Annotated in this window: 28 protein-coding genes; 4 read left to right on the top strand and 24 right to left on the bottom strand. The window is 49.2% G+C overall.

Annotated features, from left to right (window positions below):
• Positions 1-9 precede the first annotated feature (9 nt).
• Positions 10-258 (bottom strand): 30S ribosomal protein S16, encoded by a 249-nt coding sequence (gene rpsP / locus J3L11_RS10595; RefSeq protein ID WP_133038056.1) that lies wholly within the window; start codon positions 256-258, stop codon positions 10-12.
• A 168-nt stretch (positions 259-426) separates the two neighbouring features.
• Positions 427-1800 carry a signal recognition particle protein gene (gene ffh / locus J3L11_RS10590; RefSeq protein WP_207570966.1) on the bottom strand — a complete coding sequence of 458 codons (1374 nt, stop codon included), beginning with the start codon at positions 1798-1800 and terminating at the stop codon, positions 427-429.
• Positions 1801-2070: 270 nt separating this feature from the next.
• On the opposite strand from ffh, the gene ccsA reads away from it, so the two are divergent.
• A complete protein-coding gene (gene ccsA, locus J3L11_RS10585) occupies positions 2071-2859 on the top strand; it encodes a cytochrome c biogenesis protein CcsA (RefSeq protein WP_189617581.1) in 789 nt (262 codons plus the stop codon).
• 100 nt (positions 2860-2959) lie between these two features.
• Positions 2960-4228, top strand: a complete 1269-nt coding sequence (locus J3L11_RS10580; protein WP_189617580.1) for a CNNM domain-containing protein — start codon at positions 2960-2962, stop codon at positions 4226-4228.
• 51 nt (positions 4229-4279) lie between these two features.
• Here J3L11_RS10580 and J3L11_RS10575 read toward each other — a convergent pair whose 3' ends face one another.
• Entirely contained in the window at positions 4280-4816 is a 537-nt protein-coding gene (locus tag J3L11_RS10575) for an Mpo1-like protein (protein WP_207570965.1), read from the bottom strand.
• A gap of 154 nt (positions 4817-4970) precedes the next feature.
• Here J3L11_RS10575 and J3L11_RS10570 point away from each other — a divergent pair, with 154 nt between their 5' ends.
• Positions 4971-5573: a nucleoside deaminase gene (locus tag J3L11_RS10570; protein ID WP_207570964.1), complete on the top strand. Its 603-nt coding sequence runs from the start codon at positions 4971-4973 to the stop codon at positions 5571-5573.
• Positions 5574-5631: 58 nt separating this feature from the next.
• Here the strand turns inward: J3L11_RS10570 and acpS are convergent, their stop codons facing one another.
• The 11 genes from acpS to rpoE all read right to left on the bottom strand — a co-directional run bounded on the left by acpS (position 5632) and on the right by rpoE (position 14764).
• Complete coding sequence (acpS, locus tag J3L11_RS10565; RefSeq protein ID WP_189617577.1) at positions 5632-6009, bottom strand: holo-ACP synthase; 378 nt, start codon at positions 6007-6009, stop codon at positions 5632-5634.
• Positions 6009-6746, bottom strand: coding sequence for a pyridoxine 5'-phosphate synthase (gene pdxJ / locus J3L11_RS10560; RefSeq protein WP_189617576.1), 738 nt, complete (start codon positions 6744-6746; stop codon positions 6009-6011). The genes acpS and pdxJ overlap by 1 nt, the downstream gene beginning before the upstream one ends.
• A 42-nt stretch (positions 6747-6788) precedes the next feature.
• Positions 6789-7469: a DNA repair protein RecO gene (gene recO, locus J3L11_RS10555; protein WP_207570963.1), complete on the bottom strand. Its 681-nt coding sequence runs from the start codon at positions 7467-7469 to the stop codon at positions 6789-6791.
• 6 nt (positions 7470-7475) lie between these two features.
• Entirely contained in the window at positions 7476-8462 is a 987-nt protein-coding gene (gene era, locus J3L11_RS10550) for a GTPase Era (protein WP_207570962.1), read from the bottom strand.
• Entirely contained in the window at positions 8455-9138 is a 684-nt protein-coding gene (gene rnc / locus J3L11_RS10545; protein ID WP_133038046.1) for a ribonuclease III, read from the bottom strand. The genes era and rnc overlap by 8 nt, the downstream gene beginning before the upstream one ends.
• Positions 9138-10049 (bottom strand): signal peptidase I, encoded by a 912-nt coding sequence (lepB, locus tag J3L11_RS10540; RefSeq protein ID WP_189617574.1) that lies wholly within the window; start codon positions 10047-10049, stop codon positions 9138-9140. Before lepB ends, rnc begins: the two co-directional genes overlap by 1 nt.
• 166 nt (positions 10050-10215) lie before the next feature.
• Complete coding sequence (gene lepA / locus J3L11_RS10535) at positions 10216-12006, bottom strand: translation elongation factor 4 (protein WP_207570961.1); 1791 nt, start codon at positions 12004-12006, stop codon at positions 10216-10218.
• Positions 12007-12114: 108 nt separating this feature from the next.
• Positions 12115-12606 carry a SoxR reducing system RseC family protein gene (locus J3L11_RS10530; RefSeq protein ID WP_207570960.1) on the bottom strand — a complete coding sequence of 164 codons (492 nt, stop codon included), beginning with the start codon at positions 12604-12606 and terminating at the stop codon, positions 12115-12117.
• Positions 12607-12616: 10 nt separating this feature from the next.
• Positions 12617-13549, bottom strand: a complete 933-nt coding sequence (locus J3L11_RS10525) for a MucB/RseB C-terminal domain-containing protein (protein ID WP_133038043.1) — start codon at positions 13547-13549, stop codon at positions 12617-12619.
• Between the two features lie 9 nt (positions 13550-13558).
• The gene (locus tag J3L11_RS10520; RefSeq protein ID WP_189617572.1) at positions 13559-14158 is read right to left on the bottom strand and encodes an RseA family anti-sigma factor; all 600 of its coding nucleotides are present in this window, start codon (positions 14156-14158) and stop codon (positions 13559-13561) included.
• A gap of 27 nt (positions 14159-14185) precedes the next feature.
• The gene (gene rpoE / locus J3L11_RS10515) at positions 14186-14764 is read right to left on the bottom strand and encodes an RNA polymerase sigma factor RpoE (protein WP_133038041.1); all 579 of its coding nucleotides are present in this window, start codon (positions 14762-14764) and stop codon (positions 14186-14188) included.
• Between the two features lie 202 nt (positions 14765-14966).
• On the opposite strand from rpoE, the gene nadB reads away from it, so the two are divergent.
• Complete coding sequence (gene nadB / locus J3L11_RS10510) at positions 14967-16577, top strand: L-aspartate oxidase (RefSeq protein WP_207570959.1); 1611 nt, start codon at positions 14967-14969, stop codon at positions 16575-16577.
• On the opposite strand, the gene J3L11_RS10505 is transcribed toward nadB, so the two are convergent.
• The 10 genes from J3L11_RS10505 to rppH form a co-directional block, all read right to left on the bottom strand.
• Positions 16565-16984, bottom strand: a complete 420-nt coding sequence (locus J3L11_RS10505; protein WP_207570958.1) for a protein YgfX — start codon at positions 16982-16984, stop codon at positions 16565-16567. The genes nadB and J3L11_RS10505 overlap by 13 nt on opposite strands.
• Positions 16971-17210: a succinate dehydrogenase assembly factor 2 gene (locus tag J3L11_RS10500; RefSeq protein WP_189617640.1), complete on the bottom strand. Its 240-nt coding sequence runs from the start codon at positions 17208-17210 to the stop codon at positions 16971-16973. Before J3L11_RS10500 ends, J3L11_RS10505 begins: the two co-directional genes overlap by 14 nt.
• A gap of 76 nt (positions 17211-17286) precedes the next feature.
• On the bottom strand, positions 17287-18195 hold the full coding sequence (gene nhaR / locus J3L11_RS10495; RefSeq protein ID WP_133038038.1) for a transcriptional activator NhaR: 909 nt from the start codon (positions 18193-18195) through the stop codon (positions 17287-17289).
• Between the two features lie 18 nt (positions 18196-18213).
• Positions 18214-18597, bottom strand: coding sequence for a hypothetical protein (locus J3L11_RS10490; protein ID WP_207570957.1), 384 nt, complete (start codon positions 18595-18597; stop codon positions 18214-18216).
• Positions 18594-19769: a Na+/H+ antiporter NhaA gene (gene nhaA / locus J3L11_RS10485; RefSeq protein WP_207570956.1), complete on the bottom strand. Its 1176-nt coding sequence runs from the start codon at positions 19767-19769 to the stop codon at positions 18594-18596. Before nhaA ends, J3L11_RS10490 begins: the two co-directional genes overlap by 4 nt.
• A gap of 119 nt (positions 19770-19888) precedes the next feature.
• Positions 19889-20683 (bottom strand): thymidylate synthase, encoded by a 795-nt coding sequence (thyA, locus tag J3L11_RS10480; protein WP_207570955.1) that lies wholly within the window; start codon positions 20681-20683, stop codon positions 19889-19891.
• Positions 20683-21510: a prolipoprotein diacylglyceryl transferase gene (gene lgt, locus J3L11_RS10475; protein ID WP_207570954.1), complete on the bottom strand. Its 828-nt coding sequence runs from the start codon at positions 21508-21510 to the stop codon at positions 20683-20685. The genes thyA and lgt overlap by 1 nt, the downstream gene beginning before the upstream one ends.
• Before the next feature lie 35 nt (positions 21511-21545).
• Entirely contained in the window at positions 21546-22349 is an 804-nt protein-coding gene (locus J3L11_RS10470; RefSeq protein WP_133038033.1) for a sulfite exporter TauE/SafE family protein, read from the bottom strand.
• Between the two features lie 43 nt (positions 22350-22392).
• On the bottom strand, positions 22393-24627 hold the full coding sequence (ptsP, locus tag J3L11_RS10465) for a phosphoenolpyruvate--protein phosphotransferase (protein WP_189617565.1): 2235 nt from the start codon (positions 24625-24627) through the stop codon (positions 22393-22395).
• A gap of 24 nt (positions 24628-24651) precedes the next feature.
• Positions 24652-25179: an RNA pyrophosphohydrolase gene (rppH, locus tag J3L11_RS10460; RefSeq protein WP_189617564.1), complete on the bottom strand. Its 528-nt coding sequence runs from the start codon at positions 25177-25179 to the stop codon at positions 24652-24654.
• Positions 25180-25469 lie beyond the last annotated feature (290 nt).

Raw genomic sequence — 25469 nt, 5'->3', positions numbered from 1 at the left:
ATATTACAATCAAGCAGCTTTAGTAGCGTCTTTGATCAGTTTTGCAACGCGATCGCTGGTAGCTGCACCGTTAGACAGCCAATGCTGAACACGGTCCATATCCAGACGCAGTGCTTCTTCCTGGCCACGAGCCAGTGGGTTGAAGAAGCCAACACGCTCGATAAAACGACCGTTGCGTGCATTGCGGCTGTCTGCCACTACGATGTTGTAAAATGGACGCTTTTTAGCGCCACCACGAGATAAACGAATGGTAACCATGCGTTCTAGTTCCTCTGTTTGATTTGCTTGCCAGCAAAATAAAAACTGGAACTCTGTGTTCGCAAAGAGTCCCAGCATAGAAAGCCGGGGAATTTTACCTGACTTTTAGCCAATTGCAACCGCATCAGGCCAAAATACTCCCCGTTAAAACCTTTATTTCAAGCGTGTTTAACGCCCAGGGAAACGCATTCCTGGCGGCATCATTCCCCCCAAGCCGCGCATCATCTTGCTGACACCGCCTTTGGCAGACATTTTCTTCATCATTTTCTGCATCTGGGTAAACTGCTTCAGCAAACGGTTAACGTCTTGGATTTGCGTCCCAGAACCCACAGCAATACGGCGTTTACGAGACCCTTTAATAACATCGGGATTGCGGCGTTCGCCCGGAGTCATGGAGTTAATAATAGCCTCCATTTGCCCTGTCAGCTTACCGCCTTGCAGTTGCGCCATAGCATCAGGTGGCAGTTTGCCAATACCGGGCATTTTTTCAATCATGCTCATCATGCCGCCCATGTTCTTCATTTGCTGCAGTTGCTCACGGAAGTCTTCCAGATCGAAACCACCACCTGATTTTACTTTTTGCGCCAGTTTCAGCGCTTTCTCTTTATCAACACCACGTTCCACCTGCTCAATTAGCGACAACACATCGCCCATACCCAGGATACGCGAAGCAACACGATCAGGATGGAACGGCTCCAATGCATCAGTCTTTTCGCCAACGCCAAGGAATTTAATCGGTTTGCCCGTAATGTGGCGAATAGACAGTGCCGCGCCACCGCGAGCATCACCATCAACTTTAGTGAGAATTACCCCGGTGAGAGGTAGCGCATCGTTAAACGCTTTGGCAGTATTAGCCGCATCCTGCCCCGTCATGGCATCTACCACAAACAAGGTCTCGATAGGATTAACTGCCGCATGTAACGCTTTGATCTCATCCATCATCGCTTCATCAACATGCAAGCGTCCGGCAGTATCGACAATGATGACATCAATGAACTTACGCTTAGCATGCGCAATAGCGGCGAGCGCTATATCAACCGGCTTTTGGCTGACATCCGAGGGGAAGAACTCCACTTCCACTTCCTGCGCCAAGGTTTCCAACTGTTTAATAGCGGCCGGGCGGTAAACGTCAGCACTGACAACCATCACTGATTTTTTCTGACGTGTTCGCAGAAATTTTGCCAGCTTAGCAACGCTGGTGGTTTTCCCGGCCCCTTGTAAGCCCGCCATCATCAATACGGCTGGCGGTTGGGTTGCTAAATTCAGCGCTTCATTGGCTTCGCCCATGGCTTTTTCAAGCTCACTCTGGACGATTTTGATAAACACTTGTCCCGGCGTCAGGCTCTTGCTAACTTCTTGCCCCACAGCGCGTTCTTTAACGCTGTTAACAAATTCCCGCACCACGGGCAGCGCAACGTCTGCTTCTAGCAGCGCCATCCGCACCTCGCGCAAGGTGTCCTTGACGTTGTCTTCAGTGAGACGACCGCGGCCGCTGATATTCTTCAACGTCCGGGAAAGGCGGTCAGAAAGATTCTCAAACATGGTGTGACCTGTTCCGTTTTTCAATTTCTGCAGTTGGGGCGTATTATAACTATGTGCGGCCAAGATGCCACCAAGCAAGGTGGTAGCAGTAAGCATAATCGCTAAAGGCGGAACTTATCGCGCAAATCTGCCACTAAAGATTGCGAGCAACTTAATTTTTGTTGGTTATGTCACTGCCCAAGCATATATCACTCATGTTATTCTTACGGCAGCAATTTCTTGCGGATTACCGCAGTAATCTTTATCAATAAAGGAATAGGGTAACGTCTAATGGTCATTCTTCCTGCTGTTGCAATGGTGTTTTACGCCGTGGCACTGATTTTGGTGACTAGTCGCCTTTTTCATCCAGAAGGCCCGAACAGGAAACTAGTGACAATTTTTGCCGCCATTGGTGTGGTATTACATGCTTTTGCCCTGTATCCCGCTATTTTCACTGATCATGGACAGAATTTCAGTCTGACCAATGTAATCTCTATGGTGTGCTGGATTATTGCGCTGACGTTCACCATAGTAATGCCGCATATCAGGGTAATAGTGCTGGTACCTGTGGTGTTTGCCTGTTCCATCATTGGGGTAGCGTTGCTGTGGTTGGTACCACCACAGTACATTCTGCACTTCGGCCAACATCCAGAAGTGCTGGTACATGTGGTGCTGTCATTGATGGCCTACAGCACTTTATTGATCGCAGCATTGTACGCAGTACAGTTGATGTTCATCCAGAACAAACTGAAAAAGAAACAGCCTTTGATGACCCATGCGATTCCGCCATTACTGACGGTTGAGAAACAACTGTACCATCTGGTGATCATCGGTCTTATTTTGCTCAGTCTGGCACTGGCAACGGGGTTCATCTTTATGGACTCTATGTTCGCTAGCGGGCAAGGACACAAAGCGGTGTTGTCCATCATCGCATGGTTTGTTTATATCGCCATGTTGTGGCAGCAATACACCGTGGGTTGCCGTATTAAAACCGCAGTGGTTTATACCATTTCTGGAGCAGTGTTGTTGTCACTCGCTTATTTTGGCGCCCGCGCGGTAAAAGAACTCATCCTCAACTGATAGGAAATGACCGATGGCAGTCAATCTGCTATCGGTTGTCTTGACACCTCAAATAATTCCCAGTATTTACTAGGCTTATTATTCTTTACGGAGCCCATTTTTGGACGCTATATCGACCGGCGCGCTGCTACTGATCCTGCTAGTCCTGATCTTGATTTCAGCTTATTTCTCCGGTTCAGAAACCGCTATGATGACGCTGAACCGTTATCGCTTACGTCACCTCGCTAGCAATGGCCATAAAGGTGCCCAACGGGCGCTGAAACTACTGGAACGTCCTGACCGACTTATTGGGCTGATCTTGATCGGTAACAACCTAGTCAACATCCTTGCATCAGCGGTGGCCACAGTGTTAGGGATGCGCTTGTATGGTGATGTTGGCATCGCTATTGCCACCGGCGTATTAACTTTTGTGGTGCTGGTATTCGCAGAAGTCACTCCCAAAACCCTTGCCGCATTGCGACCAGAACCAGTGGCTTTCCCCTCCAGCATTGTACTGAAGTGGCTGTTATGGGTGATGTTGCCACTCGTGAAGGTGATGAACTGGATCACCTCTTTCATATTAAGACTGATTGGCGTGAAATCGGTTAAGCACAGTGATGCGTTGAGTCAGGAAGAGCTTGCAACAGTTGTGCATGAAGCCGGGGCGCTAATCCCCCGTCGTAACCGTGATATGCTGCTGTCAGTATTGGATCTGGGCAATGTCTCGGTAGAAGATATTATGGTGCCACGTAACGAGTTATACGCCATCAATATCAACGATGACTTTAAAAGCATCAACAAACAGATTATCCAAAGTCCCCACACGCGGGTGCTACTTTACCGCGATAACATCGACGACACCGTTGGCTTTGTGCATCTGCGAGATGCGTTGCGATTACAATCTAAAGGCCAATTCAGTAAATCTTCTTTGCTACGCGCAGTGAAAGAGATTTACTACGTGCCGGAAGGCACCCCCTTGAGTGTGCAGTTGGCTAATTTCCAGAAAAATAAAGAACGCATCGGACTGGTGGTTGACGAATATGGCGACATCCAGGGCTTAGTGACCCTGGAGGATATTCTGGAGGAGATTGTTGGTGATTTCACTACGTCAATGATCCCAACGGCTAGTGAGGAAATTACGCCGCAGCAGGATGGCACTTTCCTGATAGATGCCACCATCAATATCCGTGATCTGAACAAAGAAAAGCATTGGAATTTTCCCACTGATGGTCCTAAAACGCTTAACGGGCTGATCTTGGAGTACCTAGAAGATATTCCTGCAGCCAACACCGGGCTGCGTTTGGCGGGTTATCCAATGGAGATCATGGAAGTTGCAGACAATATGATAAAAACAGTCCGGGTTATGCCGCAGTATTACCGCCCACAGTAACCCCACAGCATAAAAATTAAGGCACCCTAGGTGCCTTAATTTTTGCCACTATCAGTTCGTCGCTCGAACTGCTTTAGTTTGTTCCAGCAATAAGCGCTTATCTTTGGCCAAGGGCGTAATACTGTGTTCCAAACTCTTTGCCCAACCTAGCATAAAGTAGATTTCAGCCATCAGAAAAAAAGGACCAATGAATAGCTGTGAAATGTCGTCCAGAAAAGCAGGTTTGGCTTTTTCATAATAATGTCCAATAAACTGAAACACCCAGCCCACAGCAAAGACCAACAACGCCAGCCAAACGGAGGCCTCTCCTGAATGGTAAAGCCATTCAGTACTGGCAACGATCGGTACCATAAACACTGCCATGCCAATCGCCAGACGCCAATGCAATAACAGGTAATACAGCATCACAGGTATTAACAGCAGTACACTACCGCCGACCACAAGCCCGGCTATTTCGAGTCGCAGCAGCGATAACAACAGAAATATCGACCAAATAATCAGCGGAATTCCCACAAAATGGGTTTTCAAATTGGTCGCGTTGAGATGTACGCTTTTATAATCTGAAAGCTGTTCAATTGCCGATTTCATCCATCACCTGCCGATTTATTATTTAGCCGTGATATATACCATAGCGGTAATCCTCTAACTAAAGCAAAGTGAAACAGGAAATAATCCGCCCGCGCTTTACCAGGCTTGGCTGCATGTTAAACTGAGCGGCTGAACGATAGTTAGAGGTAATAACATGTGTGGTTCGCATTCCCACATTTTTTCTCGGTCTCCGGCAACCACTGTCAGCATCCATCTGCCGGAGTGGATAAACGAGCGGGTGGAGTGGCAACGTCCATTAACATCAGATCAGGAAAAAATGGCGTTAACACTGACGCTGGCCCAAGAAAATGTCAGGCGCAAAACCGGTGGTCCATTCGCCAGTATCATCGTCCATCGGCACTCAGGGCTGTTACTGAGTGTGGGCGTTAATCAGGTGGTGCCACAAAATAACTCGACCCTGCACGGAGAAGTACTGGCGATTATGTTCGGAGAACAGCGTTTGCAACAATTCAGCCTCGGGCTTGCGGAAGAGTACGAATTGTTTACCTCCTGTGAGCCCTGTGCCATGTGTATGGGCGCCGTATTATGGTCAGGTGTAAAACGCCTAGTGTGTGCCGCCACCGGCGATGATGCCAGAGCCATAGGCTTTGATGAAGGTCCAGTTTTTGAGAGCTCATATGACTACCTGCAAAATGCGGGTGTTCAAGTACAACGCCAGCTGTTACAGGCAGAGGGGCGCGCAGTGCTTGAAAGCTATGTGGCTAATGGTGGACAACTGTATAACGGTGCGGATTGACACTTGCCCAATTCAGAAGGGCCTCTAGGCCCTTTGTTAATTGTCGATAGTGAGTTTATTAACTCAGGATCACAGTAGCAACCGCGTAGTGGCGTTCATCCGCAATAGAAAGCAACGCTGTTGTCGCACCCAATAACTGTAACTGTGCCGCCGCACCATCAGATAAACTGAGCTGCGGCGCACCAGCGCCATTGTTGGATACTTGTAGATGCTGAAATGAGACGCCGCGACCAATACCAGTGCCCAACGCTTTGGCGGCAGCTTCTTTGGCAGCAAAACGCTTCGCAAGAAAACGCGCGGGTTGTTTGTGAGCACTGAATTGTTGCAGCTCGACAGGGGTCAGCACCCGTGCCGCCAAACGCTGCAACGCCGCTGCCGACATGTCACTGAAGCGGCTAATCTCGACAATATCCGTCCCCAGTCCCAAAATTGCCATTATTCGCCTCTGCGCCCTTCCAACATCAGTTGTTTCATATCAGTGACAGCCTTAGCCAAACCATCAATGGCCGCTCTAGCAATAATGGCATGACCGATGTTCAGCTCATACAATTCTGGGATAGCAGCAATGGGCTTCACATTGTGATAATGCAGGCCGTGCCCGGCATTCACTACCAACCCTTTACTGTGCGCATAAGCCGCCATGTCGCTTATCCGGCGCAGTTCATTGTTGGCTTCTGTTGCCGTTTTTGCATCGGCGTAATGCCCGGTATGGATCTCTATCACCGGCGCTCCAACGGCGACAGCAGCATCAATCTGCCGTTTATCAGCATCGATAAATAGTGACACACAGATACCCGCCTCGTTTAACCGCCGCACCGCCGCACTCATCTTATCTAGCTGTCCAGCAACATCCAACCCACCTTCAGTGGTCAGCTCTTCGCGTTTTTCTGGGACCAGACAACAATGTGGCGGCTTAATATCACAGGCGATTGCCAGCATCTCTTCGGTAACAGCCATCTCAAGATTCATGCGCGTCTGTAAGGTTTTTGCCAGCAGATAAATATCGCGATCTTTAATATGACGGCGATCTTCCCGCAGATGGACGGTAATGCCTTCGGCCCCGGCGTGTTCCGCGACTGCCGCTGCATGTACCGGATCCGGGAAATCCGTACCGCGGGCATTACGCAGCGTGGCGATATGGTCAATATTAACGCCTAACAGAATTCTTCCCATAACCTTTCACTCCTGATCACAATGCTATGCCATTAGCATCTGTTATTCTTGATTCTTCGGTAATGCTCTGTTGCTGAACAACTGTCGGCTCAGCAGTGGCCGCTCACCTACCACTGGTTGCAACAATACTCGGGTTAAGCGCTTGGCATATGACCAGTCTGCGGCATCAAGTTCTCTGGCCGCAAGTGCTAGCAACACCCGTCCTGGGAACACGCCATCGCCCGGTAAAAAACCCGATTCAGGCAACCAGCGATATAGCTGAGCTGCGTCCAATGCTACCCCATTGGCGTCATGGGTCAGCGATGGCATACAACCCAGCTCTTCCAGTAACGTCAGCTCAAAAAAGCGCAGTGGTGTTTGACTGAATTCGCGTGCCAGCGCTATCAATGTTTGATGATAGGGCACAAATAGAGATTCGCCGCTTTGTACCTGAGCCAACGCTCTAACCAGCAATTCGTTAAGATAGATTGCCGAATATAACGCATCCCCACTCAGAGGTACCGCTGGGGAAGCAGTTTCAATCTGATTTAGGTTACGCAGTTCGCTTCGGCCAGATAATGCAAATAGCAGAGGTTGAAATGGCTGCACTATGCTCTTCAGTGAGCGTTTGCCACTACCTAATCTGGCAACGGCATCAACTCTTCCTAAACCATCAACCAACAGTTTCAGCAGTGCACTGTTTTCTTGATAAGGTTTAGCATGCAGCACATATCCCCGATACATAAAAGGTCAATCGTCGCCATATCCCAGACTACGAAGTGCCCGTTCATCATCCGCCCAACCGGATTTCACTTTCACCCATACTTCAAGAAACACTTTATTCTCAAAGAGTTTCTCCATGTCTAAACGGGATTCAGTCGCAATAGTACGGATACGTTCACCATTTTTACCAATCACCATGCGCTTTTGGCCTTCACGTTCAACCAGGATCAAGGCGTTAATCTGATAGACACCATTTTCCATCAATTTGAACTGCTCGATTTCAACCGTGGCATCATAGGGAAGCTCATCACCTAGATAACGCATCAGTTTTTCACGCACAATCTCCGACGCCATAAACCGCTGTGAACGGTCAGTAATGTAGTCCTCGGGAAAGAAATGCACGCTCTCAGGCAAACTCTGGCGCGCCAGCGACATCAATTTGCCAACATTGGTACCTGACTTGGCGGAAATCGGCACTATGTCATCAAACGGGAATTTTTGAGCCAGTTCCTGCAAATGCGGGAACAGCGCTTCTTTGTCTTTAATGTGGTCGACTTTGTTAACGGCCAGAATAGTTTTACGCTCATCGGCACCACGCCGTAATTTGTTCAATACCATTTCATCATCGGCGGTCCAGCTCAAACCATCGACCACAAAGATCACCATGCACACATCAGCAATTGAGCTAGCAGCCGCACGGTTCATCAAGCGGTTGATAGCCCGCTTCTCTTCCATATGCAGCCCTGGCGTATCGATAAAAACCACCTGAGAATCACCCTCAGTATGGATCCCCATAATCCGGTGCCGTGTCGTTTGCGGTTTACGGGAAGTGATACTGACCTTCTGCCCCAGCAGCCGATTCAATAATGTGGACTTACCCACGTTAGGCCGACCAACAATTGCCACCATGCCGCAGTAGGTTTTATCAAAATGCTGGGCTTGTGGCTGTTGCAATTTTGCCAGCAACTCATCCAGGCTCGGTTCCTGTTGTGGCACTTGTGGGGGTTTACTCATGTTTCATTAACTCCAGTACCTGGGCTGCGGCCTGCTGCTCAGCCTTGCGTCGTGAACTGCCAGTACCGGTCACCGCTACAGACAATTCAGCCACCCGACACTCAACAGTAAAGGTCTGATCATGCGCTTCGCCTTCGACCTTCAGCACCAAATATTCCGGTAACGGCTTTTTATGGCCCTGCAGCAACTCTTGCAGTTGGGTCTTGGCATCCTTCTGCCCTTCCCCCGGTTTAATCATCAGCAAACGCTGTTCATACCAGCCAAGCAATAACCCTCGCACGACTTCCAGATCAGAATCCAGATAAATAGCGCCGATAATCGCTTCTACAGCATCCGCGAGAATGGACTCGCGTCGGAAGCCACCGCTTTTCAACTCACCTGGGCCTAATGTTAGATAATCGCCCAGTTTGAACTCTTTCGCCATTTTGGCCAATGTATCGCCACGGACTAATGTGGCCCGCATACGGCTGAGATCACCTTCAGTCACCTTCGGAAACTGGTGAAACAGTTTGTCGGAAATCACCACTGACAGGATGGAGTCACCGAGAAACTCCAGACGTTCGTTATGTTTGTTGGCGGCGCTACGATGCGTCAGCGCCTGTTCCAGCAATGACAGATCTTTAAACTCATAGCCAAGTGTTCGACACAATCTGGGAAGATTCTTGATAGGTTCCATCACTGTAAGCCCCCAACACGGTTAAAACGCACACCGGTCGGGATCCAGGTTGGCAAAAAGTCATCCGGCTTACGATCGAACTCAAAGCTTATCCAGATACATACGGCACGCCCAACCAGATTCTTTTCGGGAACAAAGCCCCAGAAGCGGCTGTCAGTGCTGTTATCGCGGTTATCACCCATGGCAAAATACTCACCTTGAGGCACTACAAACTCTCCAGCAGGTAAATCACCGTCACGGAAATAAAATGCTGTAGGCTCACCACGCGCCGGATCAATAAGAATATCGTGCGTCACATCCCCTAATTGCTCGCGATAACGGATCTGCGGCACACCATCTAAACTAAATTCACCACGATTCACCTCAGCTCGGGCAACCAACCGCGGTTCAGGACATGGACTCTGCTGCTGGCAAGCCTCCTGAATATACAGCTGTTTATTGCGGTAAATAATACGATCACCGGGTAAACCAACCACCCGTTTGATGTAGTCAATGGACTCATCTTTGGGGTATTTAAAGACAATAATATCGCCTCGCTTTGGCTCTCCAGTACTGATCATTTTGGTACGCCATACTGGGTCTTTAAGGCCGTAGGCAAACTTTTCAACCAGAATAAAATCGCCTACTAACAGCGTCGGCATCATCGAGCCAGATGGGATTTGAAAAGGCTCGTACAGAAAAGAGCGCAAGATCATCACGAACGCGATAACCGGGAATATAGATTTCGCGGTTTCGACAAATGCAGGTTCTTGTAACATCTGCGCTTTGGCTGGTTCCGGCAATTCGCCCTGCGCTTCTGCTAACGCTAAACGTGCCCGGCGTTTCGGCGCCAGCAGCCAAGCATCCAACGCCCAAATGATGCCAGTAACCAAAGTAACTAAAACCAGGAAAATCGAAAAGTAGGCTGCCATGGGTCAGTTATACTCCTGCCTTGAATTCAATAAATACAAACCATTCCTGTCAACTTTGGTTAGTGTACCTGCAGCGGCCGGGGAGTCCCCCATCAGGCATACTAACCAAAGCGCCGCATATTGCGGCGCCAGGACAAACGATATTATCCGCAAAGCAATACCGAGGTCACTCGTTGAGTTTCAATACTGCTAGGAAAGCTTCCTGTGGCACTTCAACGTTACCCAATTGCTTCATCCGCTTTTTACCTTCTTTCTGCTTCTGCAGCAGTTTTTTCTTACGGGAAACGTCACCACCATAACATTTGGCAGTCACATCCTTACGCAATGCTTTGACAGTTGAACGTGCGACTACCTGACTGCCAACCGCTGCTTGAATAGCAATATCAAACATTTGCCGCGGGATCAGCTCTTTCATTTTGTCTACCAACGCAATACCGCGGTGGCGGATATTGGAGCGATGAAGGATCATCGCCAAGGCGTCAACACGGTCGCCATTAATCAGTACATCCAGACGCACCATGTCCGCCGGTTGGAAATACACAAAATTATATTCCAGTGACGCATAGCCTCGACTGGTAGACTTCAGTTTATCAAAGAAATCCATCACCACTTCAGCAGCGGGAATATGATACGTCAATGCCACCTGATTGCCGTGATACACCATGTTTTTCTGTACACCACGTTTTTCCACACACAGGGTAATCACATTCCCTAAGTAGTCCTTCGGTACCAGAATGTTGGCTTCAACAATTGGTTCATGAATTTCTTCAATATTATTAATCGGTGGTAGTTCTGATGGGTTATCTACATAGACGGTATCACCGTTTGTCATCACCACTTCATACTCTACTGTCGGTGCTGTTGTGATCAGATCCAGGTCATATTCACGTTCCAGACGCTCCTGAATGATCTCCATATGTAGCAGACCAAGATAGCCTATACGGAACCCAAAACCGAGAGCCGAAGAGGTTTCTGGCTCGAATTGCAGTGACGCATCATTGAGGCTCAGTTTGTTCAGTGCATCACGGAAGCTTTCATAGTCATCGGTCGATACAGTAAACACCCCGGCGTACACTTGCGGCTTAACTTTTTTAAAGCCAGGCAGTGGTTTATCAGCACCATTTTTAGCGTGTGTTAAGGTATCCCCTACCGGGGCACCGTGGATCTCCTTGATACCCGCGACAACAAAACCTACTTCGCCGGTTTTCAACTCATCTTTATCTGTTTGTTTTGGGGTAAAGATCCCGACCCGCTCCGCAATATGGTTTTGCCCCGTGGACATCACCTTAAACTTGTCACCCTTTTTCAGGCTGCCGTTCTTGATGCGCACCAAAGACACCACGCCGAGATAAGAGTCAAACCAGGAGTCGATGATCAATGCCTGTAACGGTGCCTCAGGGTCGCCCTTGGGTGACGGGATTTGTGCGACTATCATCTCCAGCACTTCATCTACACCGACACCGGTTTTGGCCGAACAGCGCACAGCATTCTTGGCTTCAATACCGACAATATCTTCGATTTCAGCAGCAACCCGATCAGGATCGGCCTGCGGTAAATCGATTTTATTCAACACTGGCACCACATCTAGGTTCATGTCCAGCGCGGTGTAACAGTTCGCCAGCGTCTGCGCTTCAACGCCTTGCCCAGCGTCAACCACCAAGAGTGCACCTTCACAAGCGGCCAATGAACGTGAAACTTCATAGGAAAAGTCAACATGCCCGGGCGTATCAATGAAGTTGAGCTGGTAGGTTTCACCGTCTTTAGCCTTGTATTCTAGCGTTACGCTCTGGGCTTTAATGGTGATCCCGCGTTCCCGCTCAAGATCCATTGAGTCCAATACCTGTTCCGCCATTTCGCGGTCAGTCAGACCACCACAAACTTGGATCAAACGGTCGGAAAGCGTGGACTTACCATGGTCAATGTGGGCAATAATCGAGAAGTTTCTGATGTGATTCATCATGCTGCAGTGACTAAGCTCTTGGTTAAATGTGTCAGTTAAAGGTGCGGAATTGTAACTGATCGCGGAGCCAATACCAATCAGAATCGGCGATATCGCCAGGGGGCATCAGGGATGACAACAACCATTAGCATCAGCGTTCTCCGTTGCCAATGGTCGCCCAAGATTGGCCAATATCACCGGCTGCGCAGTAGCTTCCAGCGCGCGCGCCTGACGTTTGCCAAGAGACCAGGCGAACACCGCCACCAGTACCGCCAGCAGTAGGCTTATCGCATCATGGTTAGCGTCGAGCGCTGTTGCCAGAATATTACCTAAGGTGCCGCCGACAAACATGCCAATCAGCGGTAACAGATAGACCAAGGCTGCGGCCTTCAACACCACGCTTTCAGGTAACCCCAAACGCAACAGCGTACCATTAGGATAGGATTCTGTCGTCGCTAAAGAAAATACCTGAAACTTACTGCTGAATGCTTTGGCAACCGCCGATGTGCCACAACTTTCGCCCTGAGAACAATGGCTACAGGCGCTTTTCATTTCCACCTGTACGGTTACCCAACCGTCGGAATCAGAACCAATGACTTTAGCTACCTGCTCCATCATAAGCGGATCCTCAATCGAGTCTTAATCCAGAAGCGATACGCACCAGCGTCTGCGTTGGCACTTTACCCACGGCAACCACTTCTAAGTTTCCTACCCGTTCTGACGCCATCGAAATACCATCACGAGTCATCAACTCTTCTGGTATGGGGGCATCACCAGAGCGTGCAACGTATATCGAAATATTGCTCAAGCCGTCAGTCAGCGCAATATATTCAACGGGTTCGTGTGTGCCTATCAAACGATGATGATCTCGCACAATCACCTTAAACCCGGCTGGAAGCCAGTTAAACTGCCAGTTCTGCCCATCTTCACGCTCAGATGGACTCATCACCGGAGGCCATTCTTGCTTATAAGCCTCTTCCAGAATGGGCGCTGGCGTTTTGGTTTCTACCAATTCGATAACCAATAACTGCTCCAGCAACTGTTTGTCTTGTGACAACATGTCATAACGTAACGGCAAATAAGTATCAGTGTCGATCCAAACCTGGAACGCATAGCGATACTCATCATTAGGAACGAGGCGGATCATTTGTCCGGTACGTCCGGCTATACGTGTACGGCCACCGAGAACCAGATTATAGCCCTGTTCCAACTCGGCAACATCGCCGGCAAAAGCCGCAGGAATGACCCCTTGAATACGATTAGCCAACATGCTGTAGGCAGGCTGGTCATGTTCAATAAAGGTCACAATATTACCAACACGCACTGCATTTTTGATAGGGCCATTGAGGTGTTCAAGAAACGCCACCTCTTTTCCTTCCACTTTGCCATGGATATAGATCAGCGGCCGGATGCTATCTACCTGTAACTGGATAAGGGAAATTTTGAACTGTTTTTCGCGTAAGGCTTGACTCATATTTTCGAGCCAAGCCTTAGCGGAGAGTTGTTCCTGCGCAAACGCAGGCAGAGCAAAGGCCAGGAAAGCCAACAGGATGAGGCGCAAAAGACTTCCTTATTGATTCAGCGGAACAGTAACGACCTCGTTATTGTTATCCATAACCACACCAGCATTCAATCTCTGTTGCAACATGTGGTCCTGAATATAACTGTTTATACGACGACGCTGTTCATTCAATTGCTCATTAGTATAACCGGGACGCTGTTGCTGAAACTCGCCTTCCTGATAACTCACGGGAGACGCACCGCCCACTAATGGTCGAGTCATCAACACGGGTGAGGCGGCTTCATCACTGCTGCCTGACCCCGAATAGTTCTGTACACCAACAACAGCAACCAGAGCTACAGCGGCTGCAATCGCATACTGACCAAACTGTTTAAATAAGGGAACCACATTCGCCGGACGCGATACCGATTCCTGAGGCTGCGCAACAGGTGCCAAAATGGCAGGTTCCCGCTCCAGAGCGGCAGCAATACTGTCGGACAGGTCCAGTTGCAGTGTCTGCGGCAATTCACCCCGCATGGCATCACCGATAAGATGGTAGTTACGCCATTTATCATGAGAAGATTTATCACTGGCCAAATCTGCCAGAGCCTGAGGGCCGGCTTCACCGTCCACTGCAGCGGAAACCCACTCCTGACCTAATTTATCCATTACTCAACTCACCTGTTAGTTTAAGGGTCATCTTTCCAGCAACGGCTGGAGCTTTTTGTCGATGGCTTCACGAGCCCGGAAAATCCGCGATCTCACAGTACCGACCGGACAATCCATCACGTTCGCAATATCCTCATAACTCATACCATCGAGTTCCCGCAGAGAAATTGCCATCTTCAACTCTTCGGGCAGTGACTCTAATGTTTCGAAGACAACCTTTTTTATCTCATCCGATAACATCAGCCGCTCAGGAGACGCAAACTCCTTTAACGCATCACTACCATCATAATATTCTGCTTCATCGGCATCGACATCGTTAGCTGGCGCTCTGCGCCCTTGCGATACCAGATGATTCTTCGCCGTGTTCACGGCTATGCGGTACAACCAAGTATAAAACGCACTTTCACCGCGGAAATTCGGTAACGCGCGATAGGCTTTAATAAAAGCTTCTTGCGCTACGTCTGCTACATCGGCCTGATTTCTCACATAGCGGGAAATCAGATTTATCACTTTCCCTTGGTACTTCTGCACCAAAAGGTTAAATGCGTTTTTATCGCCCCGTTGTACGCGCTCAACTAATTGTTGATCACTAGTCTGTCCACTCATCCGAGCCGACTTCTCCCAACTCTTATAATGCTGATTTTTCAGTCGCTCGAATCATATTCACATATGTAGACCAGCGCCTTTATGAAAAGTTCTTAATGAAATTTTAAAATCTCACCAGAAATGTGTTTTAGGTCAAAATTTATACCCAACATAAAACAGTTGGTTTAGGATATGCCCTCCACCAATCGGCTCATGATACCCTATGAAACAAGCAGTTGAACACCAAGCCGACATCTTGATTATCGGCAGTGGCGCCGCTGGCCTGACATTAGCGCTGCACTTGGCTGCACATGGCAATATTATCGTACTCTCCAAAGGCGCTCTCAGCGAAGGCTCAACCTATTATGCCCAGGGAGGCATAGCGTCGGTTTTCGATGAGGAGGATACCATAGAATCCCATGTTGCTGACACCTTGGTTGCAGGCGCGGGTCTTTGCGATGAAACAGCTGTGACCTTTACCGCCCAAAACGCCAAAGCCGCAATGAAGTGGCTCATTGAATGTGGTGTTGCCTTCGATAAAGATGAGCGACCAGACGGCAGCGTAGATGAAACCAGCTATCATCTGACCCGAGAAGGCGGTCATAGCCACCGCCGCATACTGCATGCCGCAGATGCCACCGGTAAGGAAGTGCAGACAACGTTACAACAGCAAATATTGGCACATCCCAATATCACTGTGCTGGAGCGTTATAACGCGGTTGATCTGATCACCACCAGAAAACTCGGTCGACCAGGTAACCGAGTGCTAGGCGCGTATGTCTGGAACCGCGCCCAGGAACAGGTCGAAACGATTAAAGCCCGTTTTGTCGCATTAGCAACGGGAGGCAGTTCCAAAGTATATCAATATACTTCTAATCCCGATGTATCATCGGGTGACGGCATCGCTATGGCTTGGCGCGCCGGTTGCCGGGTTGCCAATATGGAATTCAATCAGTTTCATCCCACCTGTCTCTATCACGCCGATGCTCGTAACTTCCTGCTGACCGAAGCACTCCGTGGGGAAGGTGCGTTACTCAAACGGCCCGATGGCAGTCGCTTTATGCCGGAATATGACGAACGTGCCGAGTTGGCGCCGCGAGACATTGTCGCTAGAGCCATCGACCACGAGATGAAAAAACTTGGCGCTGACTGTGTATTTCTGGATATTTCCCATAAGGATCCAGAGTTCATTATCAAGCACTTCCCGACGATTTATCGTCGCTGCCTAGCACTGTCTATTGATATCACCAAGCAACCTATCCCCGTGGTGCCTGCAGCGCATTATACCTGTGGTGGTGTGATGACTGACTTACATGGGCAAACCGACCTTAACGGACTGTACGCAATTGGTGAAGTGGCTTATACCGGTTTGCATGGTGCCAATCGTCTAGCATCTAATTCGCTGTTGGAATGTCTGGTATTTGCCCGCGCTGCTGCCAGCGATATTGTCGGTCAGTTGCATAAACTGCAGATGCCCGGTGCAATTCCGCCCTGGGATGAAAGTCAAGTATCTAATTCTGACGAAGAAGTGGTAATTGCCCACAATTGGCACGAACTACGATTATTTATGTGGGACTATGTGGGGATTGTCCGCTCTAACAAGCGGCTCGAACGTGCGTTACGGCGAGTCTCAATGCTGCAGCAAGAAATTGAAGAGTACTATAGCAACTTCCGGGTCAGTAATAATCTGCTGGAATTGCGCAACCTAGTGCAAGTGGCGGAGTTAATTATTCGCTGCGCTATGCACCGTAAAGAAAGCCGTGGGTTACATTACAATATTGACTACCCTGATAAACTACCACAGCCACTGCCCACCATTCTTCAGCCGGAATAGGGGCTATCACGATTGAGCAGTAGACGACACAGATGGCGATAATCTGTGTCGTCAAACATATCGCGAAACAGGTATAAACGCTGAAACCTGTTCGCTTGTATACATTTGAAACTCACTAGCCAAGGGGTTACGAGCACAGGCTCACCTACGGTAAACATCTGGTCAGCATCAAACAGCCCCTGACCTTTGCCGTTAAGCCAGAAACTTACCGACCAATCACGTAACTGCCATAACTGATAAGCGAAATAACTGATCACAGATAACATCAGTCCCCAACGCAGCGGTTGGTAATAACGAAAATCCAGCGCTGGCCACAACCTAAAACTCAGCAAACAGATGACTGCTAGCACACCTAGAGCCAAATATTGACCCACTGAAGATTTCGCAGTAAATCTATGGCGCTGCACGCCCGCGAACCTTGGCAACCATGTCCGCCAACAATGGATCAGGACATTTTTCGTGTCCCATAAACCAAGCAAATAACTGTGGGTCTTCACATTCCAGCAGACGCACAAAACAGGCTTTGTCGGTGTCACTCAAATCCTGATAATACTGTTCCACAAACGGCTGGAACAACACATCCAGTTCCAACATACCACGACGGCATGCCCACTTGACCCGGGCAAAATTCATCAAATCAGCCACCAGTTAACTCCCCAAAATGAATGCAGCAGCAAGTTTACCGCTTGCGCTAGGAACTGTCGAATCACTAAAGTTTCTGAAGTTGCACATCCATTCCCGAAAAAAGCTCGTCAAAATCAGTATTGAGTAGACTCTTTACTGCAGGGTGCTGGATCATCCGCTCGGCGAACATCACGTGATACTCTTCACGTACCTCCCGCGTCACCCCTAACAATCGGACATCATGATTGAGAATATCCTGCTGATAGATGGCCGGTGCCACAAAAATGCCGCGGCCAAAATAGCCAAAGGCCTTCATCATGGCGGCATCATCAAACTCGCCAAGAATGGTCACATTGAGATTCTTTTCGTCAAACCAGCGGTATAGTTGTTGTCCCAAAGATGAACGTTTGCTTGGCAACAAAATCGGTACCTCTTCGAGACATGCGGGGAAAGGTCGCTGCAATGGCATGGCGGAAAAAAAAGCCACGCCACACTCCCCCAGTTTTTTCGAGAGGATCTCAGGATATTTTAGCGACTCACCGGCACAATCAGACAAGATCATGTCTAGTTTATGTTCCCGCAACCGCGCCATTAAGCTCTCGTGAGTCGCCTCATAACAGGCAAGCTGCATCGTGCCATCACGCGGGATCACCGACATTAATACGCGACTGGCAAGGGTTTTAGATAACGCATCAGCAATGCCTACTTCAAACAATAGGCTGTCATCCTTGGTGTAATTAAGCACATCCAACATTTCATAGGACAAGGCAAACATCTTGTCGGCATAACGAAAGACCAATTCCCCCAACTCAGTGGGTTCTAGGCGGCGACCGTTACGTTTAAACAAATTGCCTTTCAGCCGTTCTTCAAAGGCCCGGATCTGACCGGTGACCGTCTGCGGGGTTAAACATAAAGCTTCTGCCGCTTTGGTCACCGAGCCCTTTTTCTGCACCATCCAAAAATAATACAAATGGTTGTAGTTAAGATGGGACATAGGTGTCAGACACTCCTATTATTGCAAGCGCTGGCAATCCAGTAAGCTAAATACCGCGACCTGCAAGCTAGCACTGTCGGTCACCTCGCCACTATCAAAAGCCTCTGTAAGTCCGGTCACCAGCTGCTCTGGGTCTGGCAATCGCTCTAAACAGAATTGTCGATTGGCTTCCTGAAAACGTTTGCCCCCACGATATTTCAGCGCTCGCGACTGATAATCGTTGCTTTCAAGCCGCGCCCCAACGGCCAGCGGTTTATACATCAATGCCCCTTCCACCACACCTTTTAGGTAACTCTGACATAACGCATTATCACTGGCGGCTTTGCAATTTTCGATGGGTGAAGCGTTCGCTGCCGGTATCATACTCACGAGCAAAATGCTGGTTAAATAGATAGTTCTCATGTGTTATCTCCTGTTTCAGGTAAAACCTTCGATAGCCATAAATACCCCAATGTTGCTGCCATCATTGAGCCGAGCAGAATACCGAGTCGGGCCAAATCGCCATACAGCACGCCCCCGTGTTCAAATGCCAGCGACGCAATAAACATCGACATGGTAAAACCGATACCACACATAACGGCTACCGGCGCGATATGCCGCCAACCTATACCGACTGGTAACTCTGCCAGATGCAGCTTCACCGCGACATAGCTGAACAACATGACGCCGAGCGGTTTACCCAGTAGCAATCCCAATGCGATACCGATAGGTACCGGCGATAACACACTCTGCACTGACATGCCAACCAGTGACACCCCCGCGTTAGCAAAGGCGAACACTGGCAAAATCAGGAATGTACTCCAGGGATGCAAAGCGTGTTCAAGATGACGAGAAGGAGACGTACCATCGGCCGCCCGCAACGGAATGGCAAAGGCGATAATCACGCCCGCTAGGGTGGCGTGTACGCCGGATTTAAGTACCGCAACCCACAATATGGCACCCAACACACCATAAGCAGCTAGCGCAGTGACACCTTTACGGTTAAGCAAAATAAGTCCCAGCACCGCAAACGCCGCCACCATCAGACTGATAACAGATAAATCGCTGCTATAAAACAGCGCGATGATGACAATCACGCCAAGATCATCAATGATTGCCAACGCTAGCAGGAATACTTTCAGGGCAACGGGCACCCGGCTACCAAGTAACGCCATGATCCCCAGAGCAAAGGCTATATCGGTAGCAGCCGGAATCGCCCAGCCGCCGGAGGTCACTGGGTCATGATAGTTGAATAATAGATAGATGGCCGCGGGCGCAATCATGCCACCAATTGCCGCAAAAGTAGGGAGTGACGCCTTCGCCACACTGGATAATGCGCCCTCCACCAGCTCGCGTTTTACTTCCAGACCAATAAGGAGGAAAAACAATGCCATAAGACCGTCATTGATCCACAGTAACAAGGGCTTATGAATATCCAGCGCACCGACTCGCAGCTGTAACGGCATATCCAGAAGTCCCTGATAGATGCCGACTAAAGGAGAATTAGCTAATACCATCGCCAACACCACAGCAACCAGCAGCAAAATACCACCAGCAGATTCCTGGCTCAGGAAATCCCGAATCACTTTCTCCATGACAAACTCCAAAAAACCGTAATTCGTCAAAGTGTAGTCGATAGTTTAAAGTAAGAAAAATCGAAAGTAATTGCTATTAAACTCGGAATTACCGAGTTTAATAGCAAAAATCAACATGGCTAGATGGCAACTGGAGCCTTGATATGGGGATGCGGGTCATACCCTGATAATTCGAAATCTTCGAATTGATAATCAAATATCGATGCTGGTTTTCTGGTTATCTTCATAGTCGGCAAAGCCCGAGGCGCACGTGTAAGCTGCAAGCGGGTCTGTTCCAGATGGTTGGAATAAAGATGGGTATCGCCGCCCGTCCAGACAAAATCTTCCAGCGCCAGCTCACACTGCTGCGCCACCATCATCGTCAGCAAAGCATAACTGGCGATATTGAATGGCAACCCGAGAAAAACATCACAACTACGTTGATACAGTTGGCAGGACAACTTGCCATCAGCAACATAAAATTGAAAAAAGGCATGACAAGGTGCCAGCGCCATTTTGTCCAACTCCGCAACATTCCACGCTGACACGATGAGTCGCCGTGAATCTGGTTGCTGTTTAATCTGATTGATGACCTGGCTGATCTGATCGATATGCTGCCCGTCGGGGGTTGGCCAGCTACGCCACTGGGCACCATAGACTGGGCCAAGATTGCCGTTTTCGTCAGCCCATTCGTCCCAGATAGAAACCTTGTTATCACGGAGGTAACTGACGTTGGTATCACCTTTCAAAAACCACAACAGTTCATGGATAATCGATCTTAGATGACATTTCTTGGTGGTCACCAGTGGAAAGCCCTTGCTCAAATCAAAGCGCATCTGGTAACCAAAAACCGACAAGGTACCGGTACCAGTGCGATCGGTCTTTTCCGTGCCGTTTTCCAGTATGTGGCGCATCAAGTCAAGATATTGCTGCATTACTGTTTTCCTTTTACCGGAGTGTTTGCCGGAGCCTTACGAACCAGCAGATAAATACCAAAAATAATCATTGGCACAGATAAGATCTGCCCCATGGTAATATCACCCAAGAAAAATCCCAATTGAGGATCTGGCTGACGAACCAATTCAGCAACACAGCGGAAAATACCGTAACCTAATAGGAACATACCTGACACGGCACCGCGTTTGTCAGTTTTACGGCTATACCACTGCAACAGAATAAATAACGCCACGCCTTCGAGGGCAAACTGATACAGTTGCGAAGGATGACGCGGCAACGGGCCACCAGAGGGAAATACCATGCCCCAAGGCAAATCCGTTACTCGGCCCCACAACTCACCATTGATAAAGTTACCGATACGCCCAGCCCCTAGACCGATGGGAACGACTGGTGCCACGATATCCGCCACCGCAAAAAAGCTGCGCTGCTGCTTATAGGCAATATACAACATCGCCAGAATGACACCGACAAGACCACCGTGGAAAGACATTCCACCTTCAGTGATCTTAAATATATACAAAGGGTCAGCCAGAAAATAATCCAGATGATATACCAGCACATAGCCAATACGGCCACCGAGAATCACCCCTAAAAAGGCGTAGAACAACAAGTCAGATACCTGTTCACGGCTCCACAACCCATGAGATCGATCAGCTTTACGGTTAAGCAAAAACATCGCCGCCATAAAGCCTACAAGATACATGAAACCATACCAGCGCAGTGCTGGATGGAATGTCTGGCCGAAAAGTTCAAACGGGCCAAAAGAAACGATCACAGGATCGATATTGGGAAATTGCAACGCCATAACAGAAGATTACATCCTGGAAATTATGATTATTGTTAGCCCAGCATCAGCTTGAGACCTACCACAAGCAGCAGGGCCGCGAAGATTTTCTTTAACACGGGGGTTGGCCAGGTACTGGCGGCCTTGGCGCCAACCGGCGCCATCAGCATTGACGTTATCACAATGCCAACCAGAGCGGGAATATAGACATACCCGAGCGAACCGAACGGCATTCCTTGAACATCCCAGCCCGCAATAACATACCCTAAACTGCCCCAAAGCGCGATGACCAGACCATTAGCCGAGGAGAACCCAACGGCCTGTCGCATCTGCAACCCACACCAACACAGGAAAGGTACCGTCAACGTCCCGCCGCCGATGCCCATCAAGCCTGAAACCACCGCTATCAGCGCTGAGACGAGGAACAAAACCAGCGCTGGCGGCATTTTTTTTTCCGTGGAAACGGGTTTATAAGGAAACGCCATATTAATTGACATGAGGATCACGAATACGGCAAAGCCACGCTTCAAATCCGCCCCAGAGATAAATTCAGCAATAAAGCCGGCGCCCAATGCGCCCAACATAGTCCCTGGCAACATTGGCTTAAACAGCGACCAATCGATGTTGCCACGCTGATGATGAGCTCTGGCGGATGCAAAAGAGGTAAGAATAATCGCGGCTAAAGATGTGGCAATAGCGACATGAGGCAAGTTATTAGCGGGAACATCCACCATCGGTAGCAGATAGATTAATGCTGGTACCGCAATCAAGCCGCCGCCAATGCCCAATAATCCGGCCGAAAAACCGACGGCAATCCCCAGCAACAAACAGGCTCCTAGCAACAATAACAGGCTTTCCACTAACGCCTCACTTTCACTTTGAGTGATAAAAACGGACCAATGGCTAGTTAAGAATGGCCGCCAGCCCTTTTTCGCCAAGATAATCACGTAACAATTCCCTGACGTCAGCGCCACAACGCATGTTGAGCGCCTGCTGCAATAGCGCCTGCAGTTCATCCATACGAACGCGCCGCATCAGGTAGTTAATTTTCGCCAACGCCCCCTGATTCATACTGAGTTCACGATACCCCATAGCCGACAGCAGCAAAGCGCCGCTCGGCTCGCCAGCCATTTCACCACAGACGCTGATCCCCAACCCATACTGTTGGCAAAGCTCCAACGCTGATTTTAGATAACGCAAGACCCCGGGATGATAGCTATCAAACAGCGAGCTGACCCGTGGGTTATTGCGATCTACCGCGAGCAGATACTGAGTCAAATCGTTAGAACCTACCGAAACAAAATCCACCCGTTTGGCGACTTCATCTAACTGGTACAACAGCGCAGGTACCTCTAACATCACCCCAAATTGTGGCTTGGACAAGTCAGGATTAACATCGGATTTTAGCTCCTGATAGGCCTGTTCAAAATACTCCAACGCATGATCAATCTCTTCGATGTTGCTGACCATCGGCAACAGGATTTTCAACTGCTCACTATTGCCATTAGCCTGCAACATCGCGCGGATCTGTACCAGAAATAGCTCAGGATGATCCAGCGACATACGAATACCGCGCCAACCGAGGAAAGGGTTGTCTTCTTTAATGGGGAAATAAGGTAAAGGTTTGTCACCGCCAACATCCAATGTCCGCATCACCACCGGACGGCCGGCAACCAACTTGAAAACTTGGGAATAAACCTTGATCTGCTCCGATTCGCTGGGAAAACGCTGCTGCAACATAAACGGGATCTCGGTGCGATAAAGCCCGACACCGTCCGCCCCCTCCGCCAGTTCCGAGGCCAAGCCACTGAGCAATCCGGCATTGATAAACAGATTAACCCGCTCACCATCCAGTGTTTGCGCCGGTAGATGCACCTCCTGCATATACTGCCGTTGTAGCGCTTTTTCAGCGTTGAGCAAACTGCGATATTCACTTACGACTGCAACTGACGGTGACACCATCAACTGCCCACGCGTCGCGTTCAACACCACCATTTTTTTATCAATATTGGAGGCCAGCACTTGCTGTACACCGGTCAATGCCGGTAGTCCCAAGGCGCGAGCCAAAATTGCCGCATGGGAATTGACACCGCCAAGTTCAGTCACAATGCCCGCCAACTTAGCGCGAGGGAATTCGGCCAGTAAGGTTGTATCCGCTTCCTTGGTTACCAGGATCACCGGCTTATCAGAATCCAGTACTAACCTGTCAGGTTCAATTAACTGACGCAGGACTTTCTGCCCAAGATCCCGGATATCACTGGCGCGCTCTTTGATGTAGGGATCATCCATCGACTGAAACTGTTCGATGTACCGCAACGAAACCCGGCTGATAGCCGACTCGGCACTCCAGCCCTGCTCCACTTCCCGGATATATTCACCGCCGAGACTGGAGTCATCCAACAGCAGCGTTAACGCCGAAAAGATTGCCACCACTTCCTGATCTTGCTCTCGATCAAAACGTTGTGACAGATTGCCCAGATTATTGCGACAGCGGCTCACCGCCGTGCTTAAACGTTCCAATTCAACCTTAATATCGGCGGCTTTGCGGTTAGGCTGTTGCAACGAGATTTCGCCACCAAGTACCAGCGCATGAGCAATAGCAATACCGTTAGACGCCGGGGTTCCCTGAAACAGGATCTGTTTCTCCCGCCCTTTAACGCTGGCTTTCTGTTTCAAGCCTCGCACCGCCATGGCCAATTGCGCCGCCAGCGTCATCAGGAACGCTTCTTCGCCTTCGCTAAATTGGCGAGCACTGGCTTGCTGCACCACAATGACACCCAGCAGCTGTTTTTGATAGATGATAGGAACCGCAAGAAAAGCGCGATACTCCTCTTCGGCAGCTTCGGGGAACAATTTAAAACGCGGGTGTTGACGAGCATCGGCCAGATTGATGGCTTCTTCTCTTTGCGCGACCAATCCTACCAGCCCTTCAGTAATTGACATTCGCACATTGCCAACAGCAGCAGGCTCCAAACCGTCGGTTGCAGACAGAACCAATTCGTCTTTATCAAGAATATAGATAGAGCAACACTCGGTTGCGATGGCAGTTTTTATCTGCTTAACCAGTAATTCCAGCGCTGTATCTAAATCTCCGGCACTGGCAACTGCCTGAGTAATATCCCTGAGTGTATTTAACAACGCTTCCCTCCCACGCTATTCCTGTCAGCGAGACGGCCGACTTCGGCCCTTGCGGCGATAGGGTTCCCGTTGCTGCTGCAGTGCCAACGTTGTTGCAGCAAACTCCTTCATCACCTTCCGATAAACATCACGTTTAAACGACACCACCTGCCGCACCGGGTACCAGTAACTGACCCAGCGCCAATCATCAAATTCAGGGTGACCTGATGCGTTCAGATTTACCGTGCTGTCTTGGCTTTTCAACTGTAGCAAAAACCACTTTTGCTTCTGTCCAATACACACAGGCTGACTATCCTGTCGTACCAGTCGTTTGGGTAAGCGATACCTGAGCCAGGAGCGGGTAGACATGAGGATCTGTACATGTTCAGGTTTCAGACCGACCTCTTCATAGAGTTCCCGGTACATAGCTTCTTCTACCGATTCGCCTTCATCCACGCCACCTTGTGGAAATTGCCATGAATGTTGGCCAAAACGGCGAGCCCACATCACTTGCCCAATTTTATTACAGATGATTATGCCCACATTTGCGCGAAAGCCATCGCCGTCAATCACATGGACTCCGAAAACTTCAGAAATTTCAATGCATCGATTGTTTCACAAAGCTTGCGTGGCAGCAATTAGCAGTTATCAAAGCTTTCGCTATCTGTCGCCACTTTATGCACATCAATTACGCCGCTTCCTATGTCTATCACACTATCCACAATATCTGTGGACAAACTTGTTAACTACCGGGAGAAAGCATTGGAAAGTTGCATAACATCGAATTTATAGCCGTCATTCTCCCACCAAAATAGTTACACAACCTATTAATATTAATTAATTTAATTGTAGTTGGTGCATCA

Origin of the sequence: Shewanella sp. 4t3-1-2LB (genome assembly GCF_017368415.1) — a bacterium.
Classification (GTDB): domain Bacteria; phylum Pseudomonadota; class Gammaproteobacteria; order Enterobacterales; family Shewanellaceae; genus Shewanella; species Shewanella fodinae.
Note: the sequence above shows the minus strand (reverse complement) of the source record. Positions and strands in the feature narration are given on the sequence as shown.